The following is a 14,876-nucleotide window of genomic DNA, read 5'->3' on the forward strand; positions in this document are numbered from 1 at the left end:
GTAACTCCTTGTAGGTGAGCGGGTGTTGGGGTCAGCCCTTGGTGAGGGTCGAGCGTGCGAAGAAGAGGAGGTTGGCCGGCTTCTCCGCCAAGCGGCGCATGAAGTAGCCGTACCAGTCGGTGCCGTAGGCGGTGTAGACGCGCATGCGGTGGCCCTCGGCGGCGAGCCGCAGGTGCTCGTCGCTGCGGATGCCGTAGAGCATCTGGAACTCGTACTCGTCGAGCTTGCGGCCCGCGCGGCGGGCGAGTTCCTGGCCGATGGAGATCAGGCGCGGGTCGTGGGAGCCGATCATCGGGTAGCCCTCGCCCTCCATCAGGATGCGCAGGGTCCGGACGTACGCCTTGTCGATCTCGTGCTTCTGCTGGTAGGCGACCTCGGCGGGCTCCTTGTACGCGCCCTTCACCAGCCGGACGCGGCTGCCGGCCTCGGCGAGGCGGCGGGCGTCGGACTCGGTGCGGAAGAGGTAGGCCTGGATGACACAGCCGGTCTGCGGGAAGTCCTTCCGCAGCTCCTCGTGGATCGCGAACATCGAGTCGAGGGTGGTGTGGTCCTCGGCGTCGAGGGTGACGGTCGTCCCGATCGCGGCGGCGGCCTCGACGACGGGCCGGACGTTCGCGAGGGCGAGTGCGTGACCGCCCTCCAGCGCCTGCCCGAACATGGACAGCTTGATCGACATCTCGGCCCGGGTGCCCAGCTCCAGCTCCTTGAGCCGGTCGACGAGCGTCAGATAGGCGTCGCGGGCGGCGGCGGCCTGCTCGGGGGTGGTGATGTCCTCGCCGACGACGTCCATCGTCAGTTCGAGACCCTTGGCGGTGAGGTCCTGGACGATCGGCACGATCTCGTCCACCGTCTCACCGGGGATGAAGCGGTCGACGACCTGCTTGGTCACCGGCGCCGCCGAGATCAGCCGACGCATCTGATCGCTGCGCGAGGCGGCGAGTATCACGGGACCCAGCACGGGGCACCTCCAAGCAGTGGGACATACGGAGAACCACCGTGAAACCTAGGGATCTCTCCGATCGTCGGCCATCGACAGCTGTCACGCATCCGTGCCACGGATCTCAGACAGATGTATGAAGGCACGGCGAGAATGCGGGAGAATGCCCGGGTGACATCCGATTCCAGCGGCGACTACCAGGAACTCGTGGACGAGATCTCGGAGCTCCTCGGCGCCCCCGCGACCCTGGAGAACCGCGACTTCGAACTGATCGCCTTCGGTGCCTACGACGGTGAGGGCGACCTCGACCCGACGGCCCTGGACCCGGTCCGCACCCGCTCGATCCTGACCCGGCGCTCCACGGCGGCGATCCGCACCTGGTTCGAGGGCTTCGGCATCACGCGCGCCACCGGCCCGGTCCGCATCCCGCCGACCCCCGAGGCGGGCGTCTACCGCGGCCGCATCTGCCTCCCCGTACGCCATCGGGGTGTCGTCCTCGGCTACGTCTGGCTGCTGGACGACGACCCCGGACCCTCCGCCCCCCAACTGGACGCGGCGATGCGGGTGACGGCCCGCATCGGCGCGCTCCTCGGAGACGAGGCGCAGGCGGGCGCGGACCTCACCCGTGAGCTCCGCGCGGTCCTCACCGCGGAGCGCGGCTGGCAGCGGGACATGGCGGTCGCCGCGCTCCGCACGGCCCTCGGCCCCCGCGGCGACGGCCCCCACACGGTGGTCTGCGTCGCCCCCTGGCCGTCCGCCGACCCGGACGACGCCCCGTCGGCGCGTACGGTCCCGCACGCGACCGCGCTGTGCACGGTGCCGTGGGGCACGACGGAACAGTGCCTGGCGGTGCTGGTACGCCTGCGCGCCCTGGACGTCGGCTCCCCGGCGGAGGCGACAGCGACCCGCCTCCTGAAGGACGGCCCCCGGGCGGCGGGCATCGGCCGCCCCCGCACCGGCCTCACCGACCTCGCCACCACCTGGCAGGAAGCCGCATCGGCAGCCCGCGCGGCCCTCGCGGAACCCCGCCTCGCCCCGATCGCCGACTGGTCCCGCATCGGCCCGTACCGCCTCCTCACCAGCCTGCCCCCGGACTCCCCCCACGACCCCGCCGTCGCCCCCCTCCTCTCCCCCACCCACCACGAACTCGCCCGCACAGCCGAGGCCTACCTCGACTGCGCGGGCCAAGCGGGGCGCACGGCAGCGGAGTTGGGGATCCACCGGCAGACGCTGTACTACCGGTTGTCCCGGGTGGAGCAGTTGACGGGGCTGGATCTTGATGACGGGGAGGATCGGTTGTTGCTGCACATGGGGTTGAAGAGGGCGCGGTTGTAGGGGACAGCCCGGAGTGACCGGTCCAGCCCCCCGGAATGGGACCTGACCGACACCCCACCGGGCCCCTACTGTCGGTGTCATGACGACCGGCCCGAGCCCCGACAACCCGAGCCCCGGCACACCCGCCACCCCCAACACCCCTTCCCCCGAGGCGACTTCGTCCGTGCGGCCGTCTCTCCTGACCCGTCCGCTCCTTCTCCGTTTCGTCAGCATGGTCGGTGCCAGTCTCAGTTTCTTCCTGTTGCTGTCGGTCGTACCGGCGTATGCGGCCGAGCGGGGCGGTGAGGGCGCGGCGGGGCTCGCGACCGGGTCGTTGATGCTTGCGACGGTGCTCGGGGAGCTGGGGACGCCGCGGCTGGTCGCGCGGTTCGGGTACCGGGTGACGCTGATCGTGGGGCTGTTCCTGCTCGGGGCGCCGGCGTTGGTGCTGACCGTGTCCGGAGACGCCGTGTGGATCGTCGCGGTGTGCTTCGTGCGCGGGCTCGGTTTCGCGCTGACGATCGTCGCGGGCGGCGCCCTCACCGCGTCACTGATTCCGGACCAACGCCGGGGCGAGGGGCTCGCGTTGGTGGGTGTCGTGTCCGGCGTGCCGTCGCTGATCGCGCTGCCGCTGGGGCTGTGGCTGGCCCGGCACGTGGGCTACGGCCCGGTCGCCGTCGCCGGTGGCCTCGCCGCGCTGGCCGCCGTCTTCTTCGTGCTCGGGCTGCCCGACCGCGCGGACCGTTCCGAGCAACCCCTGGGCGTCGTACGGGGGTTGCGCACAGGCGCGCTGCTCCGCCCGGTCCTCGTCTTCGCGGCCACCGCCACCGCCGCCGGCATCGTGGTCACGTTCCTGCCGCTGGCCGTGCCGTCGGCGTCCGCCGGTGTCGTCGCGGCGGCCCTGTTCACGCAGACCGCCGCCTCGACCCTGACCCGCTGGCTCGCGGGCCGCCACGGCGACCGGCACGGCAGCGCGCGCCTCGTGCTGCCCGGCCTGCTGATCTCGGCGGCGGGCGTCCTCGTCATCGCCCCAACTGCCGACCCGGTGGCGGTCATTGCGGGCACCGCCCTCTTCGGCGCGGGCTTCGGCGTCGCCCAGAACGCCACCCTCACCGTGATGTACGCCCGCACCTCCGCCGCCTCCTACGGCACGGTCAGCGCCCTGTGGAACCTCGCCTACGACGGCGGAATGGGCCTGGGCGCGGCGGCCTTCGGCCTCGTCGCCGGGCCCACCGGCTACCCCTGGGCCTTCACCCTGACCGCCCTGCTGATGCTGACCGCCCTGGTCCCGGCGCTGCGCGACCGGCGAACTCCCGCCGTGTCAGGGTGACTTCCGCACTCCCTCGACCACCTGCCGCAAGCCCTCGGTGAGTGCCTCCCCGTCCGGCGCGGTCTTCGGGTCGAACGTCCACTGGGCGATGAGCCCGGTCATCAGGGTCAGGTAGAAGCGGCCGAGCGTGTCCGCCGTCTCGTCGGTGACCTCCTCCTCCGGCACGCCCATCAGGAGGGCGACCAGCCCGCGCCCGCCCTCCCGCTGCGCGGCCGACAAGTGCTCGCGCACTTCGGGGAGTTCGAGGGTCATGACCTCCATGCTGAGCCGCCACATCGACCCCGGTTCCCGCATGGTGGAGACGATGTTCGACCACACCCAGCGGAACCGCTCCAGCGAACCGGGCTCCCCCTCGATCCCGGCGGCGGGGTCGCCGTCGCGCCCCTCGAAGGCGTCGGAGGTGTTCTCGACGAGCGAGACGTACGCCTGGGCGAGCAGCGCGTCCTTCGAGCCGTAGTGGTAGCCGATGGACGCGAGGTTCGTCCCCGACTCCTTCACGATGTCGCGCGCCGTCGTGCGCGCGAAGCCCTTCGCCAGCAGACAGCGCTTCGCGCCTTCGAGCAGATCCTCACGGTGTCCCATGCCTCCCACCGTACCGCCGATTCCATACAGACGTCCTAGACGCATGACTTATACAAGCGTTCTAGACAAGCGTTTTATACGCGCGTACATTCACTGCCATGACGAACCCGACGCACTCGCCGAACCCTCCCAGCACCCCCGACTCCCGTGCCGGACGCCGCGAATGGACCGCTCTCGGCGTCCTGATGCTCCCCCTGCTGCTCGTCTCGATGGACGTCTCCGTCCTCTACTTCGCCATCCCGGCGATCAGCGCGGACCTGGAGCCCAGCGGCACCCAGCAGCTGTGGATCTTCGACATCTACGCCTTCGTCCTGGCCGGCCTGCTGATGACGATGGGCTCGCTCGGCGACCGCATCGGCTACCGCAGGCTCCTCCTGATCGGCGCCGCCGCCTTCGGCACCGCCTCCGTCATCGCGGCCTACGCGACCAGCGCCGAGACCCTCATCGCCGCCCGCGCGGTCCTCGGCATCGGCGGAGCGACCCTGATGCCCTCGACGATGGCGCTGCTGCGCAGGATGTTCACCGACCCCGGCCAGCGCGCGAAGGCGATCGGTCTGTGGTCCGGCGTGATGACCGGAGGCATCGCCCTCGGCTCGGTGATGAGCGGTGTCCTCGTCCAGTACTTCTGGTGGGGCTCGGTCTTCCTGGTCAACCTGCCCGCGATGGCACTGCTGCTGGTCCTCGGCCCGTTCCTGCTCCCGGAGTCCAGGAACCCCGCCCCCGCCCGCTTCGACTGGCCGAGCGTCCCGCTGTCGATGGCCGCCGTCCTGCCGGTGATCTACGGCCTCAAGGAGATCCCCTCCGAGGGCTGGCACCCGCAGTACGTCGTCCCGGTCACCGTCGGCCTGCTCTTCGCCGTCCTCTTCGTCCACCGCCAGCGCACCACCGCGTCCCCGATGATCGACCCGACCCTCTTCCGCGGCCGCGGCTTCGGGCCCTCCCTCGTCCTCAACCTCCTCTCCGCCTTCGGGATGCTCGGCTCGGCCTTCTTCACCACGCAGTACCTGCAGTCCGTGCTCGGCAAGAGCGCGATGGAGGCGGCCCTGTGGGCGCTGCTCCCCTCGGTCCCGATCGGCATGGCGGCCCCGCTCGCAACGACCCTCGTCCAGAAGGGAGTCGACCGCGCCCACGTCGTCGCCTCCGGCTTCACCATCGCCGCCTGCGGCTACGTCCTGCTCGCCCTCACCGGCACCGACTCCCTCTGGCCGGCGCTGGCCGCCGCCGGTGTCCTCGCCTCCGGGATCGTCATGGTGATGTCCCTGATCATGGACCTCGCGATGGGCAGCGCCCCGGTCGAGAAGGCGGGCGTCGCGTCCTCCCTGATGGAGACCGGCTCGGAGTTCGGCGGCGCCCTCGGCATGGCCGTCCTCGGCTCCATCGGTACGGCGGTCTACCGCCACGGCGTCCCCGCCTCGGCCCCCGCCCCGGCCCACGAGACCCTCGGCGGCGCCCTGGCCGTCGCCCACCAGCTGCCGGGGCGCACGGGAGACGCCCTGGCCGCCACCGCCCGGGACGCATTCACCGACGGCATGCACGGGGCGGCGATCGCGGGGGCGGTCCTGCTGCTGGGGGCGGCGGTCGCGGCGGCGCGGACCCTGCGGGGCATCCAGGTCCCGGCACCCGAGCCGGTGGTGACGGAGGCTCAGAAGGCGGAGGCGTGACCCTCGACTACACAGAAACGCCGGGCGGGCCGAGGAACTTCTCCTCGACCCGCCCGGCGTTCGTGCGGAACGTCAGGAACCTCAGACCAGGTTCACCGAGCGGGCGGACGTCGCGCCGATCTCCTCGGCCACCTCCGCCAGCACGTTCGTGGCGACCGTGTCATCGACGGTCAGCACGGCCAGCGCCTCGCCGCCCGCGACCGACCGCGACACCTGCATGCCGGCGATGTTGATCCCGGCCTCGCCGAAGACCCGGCCGACCGTGCCGACGACGCCCGGACGGTCCTCGTACCGCAGCACCACCATGTGGTCCGCGAGGGCGAGGTCGACGTCGTAGTCCCCGACCGCCACGATCTTCTGGAGGTTCTTGGGGCCGGCGAGCGTGCCGGAGACCGAGACCTCCTCGCCGCTGCCGAGCGTGCCGCGCACGGTGACGACGTTGCGGTGGTCGTTCGACTCGGAGGAGGTCGTCAGCCGTACCTCGACGCCGCGCTCCTGCGCGAACAGCGGGGCGTTGACGTAGGACACGGTCTCCGCGACGACGTCCTCGAACACGCCCTTGAGCGCGGAGAGTTCGAGCACCTTGACGTCGTGCTGGGTGATCTCGCCGTAGACCTCGACGTCGAGGCGGACCGCGACCTCGCCCGCGAGCGCGGTGAAGATGCGGCCGAGCTTCTCGGCGAGGGGCAGGCCCGGCTTGACGTCCTCGGCGATGACGCCGCCCTGGACGTTCACCGCGTCGGGGACGAGCTCACCGGCGAGGGCGAGGCGCACCGACTTGGCGACCGAGACACCGGCCTTCTCCTGGGCCTCGTCCGTGGACGCGCCGAGGTGCGGGGTGGAGACGACCTGGTCGAACTCGAACAGCGGGGAGTCCGTGCAGGGCTCCTTCGCGTACACGTCGAGTCCGGCGCCGGCGACGCGGCCCTCCTTGAGCGCGGAGTACAGCGCCTCCTCGTCGACGATCCCGCCGCGCGCGGCGTTGACGATGCGGACGGTCGGCTTGACCTTGCGCAGCGCCTCGTCGCCGATCAGACCGACCGTCTCCGGGGTCTTGGGGAGGTGCACGGTGATGAAGTCGGAGACCTCGAGCAGCTCGTCAAGGGACAGGACCTTGACGCCCATCTGCGCGGCCCGTGCAGGCTGGACGTAGGGGTCGTAGGCCACGACCTTCATGCCGAACGCGGACATGCGCTGCGCGACCAGCGCGCCGATGCGGCCGAGGCCGACGACGCCGAGGGTCTTCTCCGCGAGCTCGACGCCCGTGTACTTGCTGCGCTTCCACTCGCCGTTCTTCAGCGCGGCGTTGGCCTGCGGGATGTGGCGTGCGGTCGCCAGCAGCAGACCGCAGGCCAGCTCGGCGGCGGTGACGATGTTCGAGGTGGGCGCGTTGACGACCATCACGCCGGCCTTGGTGGCGGCGGAGACGTCGACGTTGTCCAGGCCGACGCCGGCTCGTGCGACGACCTTCAACTTCCGTGCGGCGGCGACCGCTTCGGCGTCGACCTTGGTGGCCGAGCGGATCAGGATCGCGTCGACGTCGGCGATCGCGGGGAGCAGTTCGGCTCGGTCGGCGCCGTTGCAGTGCCGGATCTCGAAGTCCGGGCCGAGGGCGTCCACCGTCGCGGGCGACAGCTCTTCAGCGATGAGTACGACAGGTTTCGAGCTCACGTGAGTCCTCACAAGTCCATTGCGTGCGGACGGCCGTCCCGACGGCCGCAGGCGGTGGAGGGGCTAGCCGCGGAGACGCACGACGCTGTGGGCCTGACGCGTATTAGTACGGCAGTGTAGTGGCGCGCCGACAGTCGTCTTACGCCTCTGCGGAAGGATCACCCGTCCGTGGCTGGACGGGTTGGACAAAGGGGCCGGAGCGTTCGCTCCAGCCCCTGTGCCGCAGGACTTACGCCTCTTCGTCGACCCAGCTCATCAGCTTGCGGAGCTGCTTGCCGGTGGTCTCCAGCAGGGACTCGGCGTCCTTCTGCTTGTACTCGTTGTACTTCTTCAGGCCACCGTGGTACTCGGCCATCCACTCACGCGCGAACGTGCCGTCCTGGATCTCGGCGAGGACCTGCTTCATCGTCGCCTTGGTCTCGTCCGTGATGATCCGCGGACCGGTGACGTAGTCGCCCCACTCCGCGGTCTCGGAGATCGACCAGCGCATCTTCTCCAGGCCGCCCTCGTACATGAGGTCGACGATGAGCTTCAGCTCGTGCAGGCACTCGAAGTACGCGATCTCCGGCTGGTAACCGGCCTCGGTCAGCGTCTCGAAACCGGCCTTGACCAGCGCGGCCGTACCACCGCAGAGGACAGCCTGCTCACCGAACAGGTCGGTCTCGGTCTCCTCGGTGAACGTCGTCTTGATGACGCCGGCGCGGGTGCCGCCGATGCCCTTCGCGTACGACAGCGCGAGCGCGAAGCCGTTGCCGGTCGCGTCCTGCTCGACGGCCGCGATACACGGAACGCCGCGGCCCTCCTCGTACTGGCGGCGCACCAGGTGGCCCGGGCCCTTGGGGGCGACCATGCAGACGTCGACACCGGCCGGCGGCTTGATGAAGTCGAAGCGGATGTTCAGGCCGTGGCCGAAGAACAGCGCGTCGCCGTCCTTGAGGTTGTCCTTGATGGACTCCTCGTAGACCTGGGCCTGGATCGGGTCCGGGACCAGGATCATGATGACGTCGGCCTCGGCGGCGGCCTCCGACGGGCTCACCACGCGCAGGCCCTGCTCCTCGGCCTTCGCCTTGGACTTGGAGCCCTCGTGCAGACCGACCCGGACGTCGACACCCGAGTCGCGCAGCGACAGCGCGTGGGCGTGGCCCTGGCTGCCGTAGCCGATGACCGCGACCTTGCGGCCCTGGATGATGGACAGGTCGGCGTCAGCGTCGTAGAACAGCTCGGCCACTTTGGGTTCTCTCCTTGGTGTGCAGGTGTTGCGTCCCACCGTATGACGGAGGGCGGAAACGAAGTTCGGGGGTCTCGGAATGCGGGCGGCCGGGGCCGCCCGCAGACGGTGCTACGCGGAACGGTCGAGCGCGCGCAGCGAGCGGTCGGTGATGGAGCGGGCGCCGCGGCCGATGGCGATCGTGCCGGACTGGACCAGCTCCTTGATGCCGTACGGCTCCAGCATCTTGAGCATCGCGGACAGCTTGTCGCTGGAGCCGGTGGCCTCGACGGTGACGGCCTCCGGGGAGACGTCGACGGTCTTGGCACGGAACAGCTGGACGATCTCGACGATCTGCGAGCGGGTCTCGTTGTCGGCGCGGACCTTCACCAGAACGAGTTCGCGCTGAACCGCGGAACCCGCCTCCAGTTCGACGATCTTCAGCACGTTGACGAGCTTGTTGAGCTGCTTGGTGACCTGTTCGAGCGGGAGTGCCTCGATCACGTTCACCACGATCGTGATGCGGGAGATGTCGGGGTGTTCGGTGACACCGACGGCGAGGGAGTCGATGTTGAAGCCGCGCCGGGAGAACAGGGCGGTGATCCGGGCGAGGACACCCGGCTTGTTCTCGACCAGGACCGAGAGCGTGTGCTTGGACATTTCTCTTTCGTCTCTCTCGCTCAGTCGTCTTCGTTGTCGCCGAAGTCGGGGCGGACGTCACGGGCGAACATGACCTCGTCGTTCGAGGTGCCGGCGGCGACCATCGGCCACACCATGGCGTCCTCGTGGACGATGAAGTCGACCACGACGGGGCGGTCGTTGATCGAGTTCGCCTCCTCGATGACCTTGTCCAGGTCGTCAGGGGACTCGCAGCGGATCGCGTAACACCCCATCGCCTCCGCCAACTTGACGAAGTCGGGGATGCGCGTGCCGGCGCTCGGCTGCTTGCCGTCCGCCTCCGGGCCGCTGTGCAGCACGGTGTTGGAGTAGCGCTGGTTGTAGAACAGGGTCTGCCACTGGCGGACCATGCCGAGGGCGCCGTTGTTGATGATGGCGACCTTGATCGGGATGTTGTTCAGCGCGCAGGTGGTGAGTTCCTGGTTGGTCATCTGGAAGCAGCCGTCGCCGTCGATCGCCCAGACCGTCTGGTCCGGTGCGCCGGCCTTGGCGCCCATGGCGGCCGGGACCGCGTAGCCCATGGTCCCGGCGCCGCCGGAGTTGAGCCAGGTCGCGGGCTTCTCGTACTGGATGTAGTGCGCGGCCCACATCTGGTGCTGGCCGACGCCCGCGGCGAAGATCGTTCCCTCCGGGGCGAGTTGGCCGATGCGCTCGATGACCTGCTGCGGGGAGAGCGAGCCGTTGTCGGGCTGCTCGTAGCCGAGCGGGTAGGTCTCGCGCCAGCGGTTGAGGTCGTTCCACCAGGCGCTGTAGTCGCCGGTGTGCCCCTCGCTGTGCTCCTTCTGGACGGCCTGGACGAGGTCGGCGATGACCTCGCGGGCGTCCCCGACGATCGGCACGTCGGCGGCGCGGTTCTTGCCGATCTCGGCCGGGTCGATGTCGGCGTGGACGATCTTCGCGAAGGGCGCGAAGCTGTCCAGCTTGCCGGTGACACGGTCGTCGAAGCGGGCTCCGAGGGCGACGATCAGGTCGGCCTTCTGCAGCGCGGTGACGGCGGTGACCGCACCGTGCATGCCCGGCATTCCCACGTGCAGCTCGTGACTGTCGGGGAATGCGCCGAGCGCCATCAGGGTGGTGGTGACGGGCGCTCCGGTGAGTTCTGCGAGGACCTTCAGCTCGGCGGTGGCGTGTGCCTTGAGGACACCGCCGCCGACGTAGAGGACGGGCCGCTTCGCGGAGGTGATCAGCTTGGCGGCCTCGCGGATCTGCTTGGCGTGCGGCTTGGTCACCGGCCGGTAGCCGGGCAGGTCCATGACCGGCGGCCAGGAGAAGGTGGTCTTGGCCTGGAGGATGTCCTTGGGGATGTCGACCAGGACCGGGCCCGGGCGGCCGGTGGAGGCGATGTGGAACGCCTGGGCGATCGCCCGGGGGATGTCCTCCGCCTTGGTGACCAGGAAGCTGTGCTTGGTGATCGGCATGGTGATGCCGACGATGTCCGCCTCCTGGAAGGCGTCCGTGCCGATCGCGGCGGACACGACCTGCCCGGTGATCGCGACCAGCGGCACGGAGTCCATGTTCGCGTCCGCGATGGGGGTGACCAGGTTGGTGGCGCCCGGCCCTGACGTCGCCATGCACACCCCGACCTTGCCGGTGGCCTGCGCGTAACCGGTGGCCGCGTGGCCGGCGCCCTGCTCGTGGCGGACCAGCACGTGGCGCACTCGCGTGGAGTCCATCAGCGGGTCGTACGCCGGCAGGATGGTGCCCCCGGGGATGCCGAATACCGTGTCGGCCCCGACTTCCTCAAGAGAGCGGATGAGGGACTGCGCGCCCGTGACGTGCTCGGGGGCGGACTGCTGTCCTCCGGATCGGGGCCGCGGCTGCGGATGGGCCCCGGTGGCCTGCTCGGTCATCGTCATTCTCTTCTCGATGCTGAGGGTTTTTGCGAGGTTTGTGCGGGGTTCTACTGCTGCACGACTGGTGCCTGTGCAACAAAAAACCCCTCGTGCCGTGAGGCAAGCGAGGGGAGCGCGCCGGGTGCGGTCGCTGGGAGTTCCGGGTCCGTCCGGACGTCACCAGCTTCAGCCGACGCGCTTTCCAAGTACGAGAATTCGGGTGCGCATGGCAATGACCCTCCCCCCGGCACGCATCCACTGTCAAGTGGGTGGGACGGGAGTCTCATTATGTGAGCGCAGGGCCGTTCCGCCACCGAAAACCGCGGGCACACCACTGGTGTACACCCCGGCGACACCCCCGGCGAACGCGGGTTCGGCCGGGCCGTGCGGCACCGGATAGTGACCGCGTGCCAGGGCCCGGCGCAGCCGGTACTCGTCGAGCGGCCCGGAGAAGGCCATGCCCTGTCCGTGTGTACAGCCCATCGCGCGCAGGGCGACCACCTGTTCCGGCAGATCGACCCCGTCGGCCACCGACTGGAGCCCGAGATCGCAGGCGATCCGCAGCAGCCCACTGGTGATCTTGTGCAGCCGCGCGGACTCGACGACGCCCTCGACCAGACTGCGGTCCAGTTTCAGTACGTCGACGGGGAGCCGCCGGAGCGTGGTGATCGCCGCGTAGCCGCTCCCGAACCCGTCGAGGGCGATCCGAACGCCGAGCCGCCTGAGCGCGGTCAGACGGCGCTCCAACTCGTCCAGGGAGACCCGCGGATCGGTGTCGGACAGCTCGATCAGCAGCGACCCCGACGGCAGCCCGTGCCGGGTCAGCAGCGCCTCGATCGAACCCAGCGGCATCGACCGGTCCAGCAGTCGCCGCGCACTCATCCGCACGGCCACCGACACGGCGAGCCCGGTGGCGGTCCGCTCGGCGGCCTGCTCCACGGCCTCCTCCAGCATCCAGCGCCCCAGCTCGGCGGTCTTGTCGCTGTCCTCGGCCACCCGCAGGAACTCGGCCGGCGTGAACAGCACCCCCTGCGAGGAGCGCCAGCGCGCCTGGGTGGACACCGACGCGATCCGGCCGTCCACCAGCGAGACCACGGGCTGGTGCAGCAGCGCGAACTCGCCGTCGTGCAGTGCGGCCCGCAGCCGCGTGGCCAGCTCCGCCTTCCGTACGACGTCCTGCTGCATCTGCGGTGCGTACAGCTCGACGCGGCCCTTGCCCGCCCCCTTGGCGCGGTACATCGCAAGGTCCGCGTTGCGCAGCAACTCCCCCGCGCCCAGGCCCGGTTCGGCGAAGGCGACGCCGATGGAGGCCGCGACGCGGACATCGTTGCCGTCGATGAGGTACGGCTGGGACAGGGTGATTCTCAGCCGGTCGGCGAGCTCCATGATGTGCCGCTCGCGGGCGGAGCGGTCCCGGGTGCCGTCGCCGACGATCAGGGCCGCGAACTCGTCGCCGCCGAGCCGGGACGCGGTGTCGCCGTGCCGGACCGCCGACTGGAGGCGGTGGGCGGCCTGGACGAGCAGTTCGTCACCGGCCTGGTGGCCGATGGTGTCGTTGACGGCCTTGAAGCCGTCGAGGTCGATGAAGAGCACGGCCGTGCCCCGGTCGGTGGAGCGACGGCCGGACAGGGCCTGCTGGACGCGCTGGGTGAACAGCGCGCGGTTGGGCAGGTCGGTGAGCGGGTCGTGCTCGGCGTTGTGCTGCAACTGGGCCTGTAGGCGCACGCGTTCGGTCACGTCCCGGCTGTTGAAGATCAGGCCGCCGTGGTGGCGGTTGACCGTCGACTCGACGTTGAGCCAGCCTCCCCCGACGCCGGACCGGAAACGGCACTCGATCCGGGTGGTGGGCTCCTCGACGGGACTGGCGGTGAGGAAGCGGCGCACCTCGTGCACCACACAGCCGAGGTCCTCCGGGTGGATCAGCGAGGCCAGTTCGGTTCCGACCAGTTCCTCGGCGTCCTTGCCGTAGACACCGGCGGCGGCCGGGGAGACGTAGCGGAGGATGCCGTTCGGGGCGGCGATCATGATGACGTCGCTGGAGCCCTGCACCAGGGAGCGGAAGTGGTTCTCCTGCTGCGCCAGTTCCTGGGTGAGGGTGATGTTGTCGAGCAGCATGATGCCCTGGCGCACCACGAGGGCGAGGACCACGCAGCCCGCGGTGATGAGCACCACGCGGTCGGGGCTGCGGCCGTTGAGCACGTTGTAGAGAATCCCCAACGTGCAGACGGCGGCGGCGAGATACGGGGTGAGCGCGCCCAGCGAACCCGCGATGGGCCGGGTGACCGGATAGCGGCCGGGATCGCCGACCTGCTCGCCGCCCGGCACGGAGACCTGGGGGATGCCGACCCGCGGTCCTGGCCGGTGCTCGTGCACCACGCGCGTGTGCCGGTCGTCCTCGGGCTGGGTGTGCCGGGGCGCGGCCCAGGGGGCGTAGGCGAGGAGCAGCGAGCCGGCGAACCAGCCCGCGTCGAGCAACTGGCCCGAGTGGTAGCTGTTGTGGAGCAGCGGCGAGGTGAACAGGGCGTCGCACATCACCGTCAGGGCCAGCGCGCCGATCGCGGTGTTCACCGCGGTGCGGTTCACCGAGGAGCGCCGGAAGTGCAGCGCGAGCACCATGCTGACGAGCGCGATGTCGAGTAGCGGGTACGCCAGCGACAGCGCGGTGGAGGCCACGCTCGGCCCGTCGAACTTGGCGGCCTGGGCCAGCGCGAGGCTCCAGGACAGCGTGAGCAGCGAGCCCCCGATCAGCCAGGCGTCGAGCGCCAGACAGACCCAACCGGCCTTCGAGACGGGCCTCTTGGCGAGCACCAGGAGCCCGACGATGGCGGGCGGCGCGAAGCACAGGAAGAACAGATCGGCGAAACTGAAGCGGGGCACGGTCTGTTGGAGCACGACCTCGTACCACCCCCAGACGCCGTTGCCCAGTGCCGCCATCGTCGAGGAGAGCGAGAACAGCAGCCAGGCGGGTCGAAAGCGGACACGGCGGTTTCGCGCGTAGAGGAAACACGAGACGGCCGCGGTGCCGGCCGCCGCGCTGAGCCCGAAGTCGCCCATGACCACGGCGACTTGGTGCGAGCCCCAGTCGAGCGCGGAACCGACGGTGTATCCCGCGCAGACCAGGGCCAGGACGAGTTGCTGGACCAGGCTCCGCGCGCCGCCGGATCCCGGCGGGCACGGCTGCCGCGCTCCCGGCGAAGTCCGGTTCCGGAGCGCCCCGTTGAGGGTGGTCGTCGGAGACGGTGGGGAACTCACCGGTCCCTCCCGGTCCGCGTCGCTCCCGGGTCCCGCGGGCCCCGGTGCGCTGGATGGGCGTGCCTGCGGCGGCTGTTGGGCCTGCGGTGGTGATGGCTGTGGCTGCTGTGATGTCCGCCGTGGCCGCCATGACCGCAGTGGCCCGCGTGATGGCCGCGGCCGCGCGCGGCGGTGCGCCAGGGTCGCCGTCGGCGGCCCCGCCGCGTCGGATCGCTCGTCCATAGGCCGTGCATCGCCCGTCGCCCCCCTCACAGTCTGAAATGTCCATCCCCGGCGCCGAACGGTCCGCGGCGCAGCCCCTGCCGGGACGATACACCAGTCTCGTCACTCAGGGACATAGTTCCTCTACGCTCCGTGACGACCAGCGGAGATGCGTGCACGCCCCGCTTCCGGAAGGTCGCGGAGGGTACCG

10 protein-coding genes are annotated in these 14,876 nt (G+C 70.4%); 3 read left to right on the top strand and 7 right to left on the bottom strand.

Annotated features, from left to right (window positions below; translation table 11 throughout):
• Positions 1–31: 31 nt before the first annotated feature.
• Positions 32–958, bottom strand: a complete 927-nt coding sequence (locus OHT77_RS13650) for a proline dehydrogenase family protein (protein WP_328828617.1) — start codon at positions 956–958, stop codon at positions 32–34.
• 132 nt (positions 959–1,090) lie between these two features.
• On the opposite strand from OHT77_RS13650, the gene OHT77_RS13655 reads away from it, so the two are divergent.
• Together OHT77_RS13655 and OHT77_RS13660 are read left to right on the top strand one after the other, a co-directional pair.
• Positions 1,091–2,272 (top strand): PucR family transcriptional regulator, encoded by a 1,182-nt coding sequence (locus OHT77_RS13655; protein ID WP_328828618.1) that lies wholly within the window; start codon positions 1,091–1,093, stop codon positions 2,270–2,272.
• 79 nt (positions 2,273–2,351) lie between these two features.
• A complete protein-coding gene (locus OHT77_RS13660) occupies positions 2,352–3,581 on the top strand; it encodes an MFS transporter (protein ID WP_328828620.1) in 1,230 nt (409 codons plus the stop codon).
• Here OHT77_RS13660 and OHT77_RS13665 read toward each other — a convergent pair.
• Positions 3,573–4,163 (bottom strand): TetR/AcrR family transcriptional regulator, encoded by a 591-nt coding sequence (locus tag OHT77_RS13665; RefSeq protein ID WP_328828621.1) that lies wholly within the window; start codon positions 4,161–4,163, stop codon positions 3,573–3,575. The two genes, OHT77_RS13660 and OHT77_RS13665, sit on opposite strands and share 9 nt — an antisense overlap.
• A gap of 98 nt (positions 4,164–4,261) precedes the next feature.
• Here OHT77_RS13665 and OHT77_RS13670 point away from each other — a divergent pair, with 98 nt between their 5' ends.
• A complete protein-coding gene (locus OHT77_RS13670) occupies positions 4,262–5,824 on the top strand; it encodes an MFS transporter (protein ID WP_328828624.1) in 1,563 nt (520 codons plus the stop codon).
• A gap of 81 nt (positions 5,825–5,905) precedes the next feature.
• On the opposite strand, the gene serA is transcribed toward OHT77_RS13670, so the two are convergent.
• From serA to OHT77_RS13695, 5 genes are all read right to left on the bottom strand, one after another.
• The gene (serA, locus tag OHT77_RS13675) at positions 5,906–7,495 is read right to left on the bottom strand and encodes a phosphoglycerate dehydrogenase (RefSeq protein WP_328828625.1); all 1,590 of its coding nucleotides are present in this window, start codon (positions 7,493–7,495) and stop codon (positions 5,906–5,908) included.
• Between the two features lie 229 nt (positions 7,496–7,724).
• A complete protein-coding gene (ilvC, locus tag OHT77_RS13680) occupies positions 7,725–8,723 on the bottom strand; it encodes a ketol-acid reductoisomerase (RefSeq protein ID WP_328828628.1) in 999 nt (332 codons plus the stop codon).
• A 111-nt stretch (positions 8,724–8,834) separates the two neighbouring features.
• Positions 8,835–9,362: an acetolactate synthase small subunit gene (gene ilvN / locus OHT77_RS13685; protein ID WP_019058577.1), complete on the bottom strand. Its 528-nt coding sequence runs from the start codon at positions 9,360–9,362 to the stop codon at positions 8,835–8,837.
• A 20-nt stretch (positions 9,363–9,382) separates the two neighbouring features.
• Positions 9,383–11,230, bottom strand: a complete 1,848-nt coding sequence (locus OHT77_RS13690) for an acetolactate synthase large subunit (RefSeq protein ID WP_328828630.1) — start codon at positions 11,228–11,230, stop codon at positions 9,383–9,385.
• Positions 11,231–11,473: 243 nt separating this feature from the next.
• On the bottom strand, positions 11,474–14,464 hold the full coding sequence (locus tag OHT77_RS13695) for a putative bifunctional diguanylate cyclase/phosphodiesterase (protein WP_328828631.1): 2,991 nt from the start codon (positions 14,462–14,464) through the stop codon (positions 11,474–11,476).
• Positions 14,465–14,876: the final 412 nt, after the last annotated feature.

Origin of the sequence: Streptomyces sp. NBC_00252 (assembly GCF_036187565.1) — a bacterium.
In the GTDB taxonomy this organism is placed as follows: Bacteria; Actinomycetota; Actinomycetes; order Streptomycetales; family Streptomycetaceae; genus Streptomyces.

What these genes read in the sequence shown, in the direction of transcription:
- OHT77_RS13660 (WP_328828620.1), top strand. Translation starts at nt 2,352, where the DNA reads ATGACGACCGGCCCGAGCCCCGACAACCCGAGCCCCGGCACACCCGCC.
- OHT77_RS13670 (WP_328828624.1), top strand. Translation starts at nt 4,262, where the DNA reads ATGACGAACCCGACGCACTCGCCGAACCCTCCCAGCACCCCCGACTCC.
- ilvN (WP_019058577.1), bottom strand. Translation starts at nt 9,362, where the DNA reads ATGTCCAAGCACACGCTCTCGGTCCTGGTCGAGAACAAGCCGGGTGTC.
- OHT77_RS13655 (WP_328828618.1), top strand. Translation starts at nt 1,091, where the DNA reads ATGCGGGAGAATGCCCGGGTGACATCCGATTCCAGCGGCGACTACCAG.
- OHT77_RS13665 (WP_328828621.1), bottom strand. Translation starts at nt 4,163, where the DNA reads ATGGGACACCGTGAGGATCTGCTCGAAGGCGCGAAGCGCTGTCTGCTG.
- OHT77_RS13690 (WP_328828630.1), bottom strand. Translation starts at nt 11,230, where the DNA reads ATGACCGAGCAGGCCACCGGGGCCCATCCGCAGCCGCGGCCCCGATCC.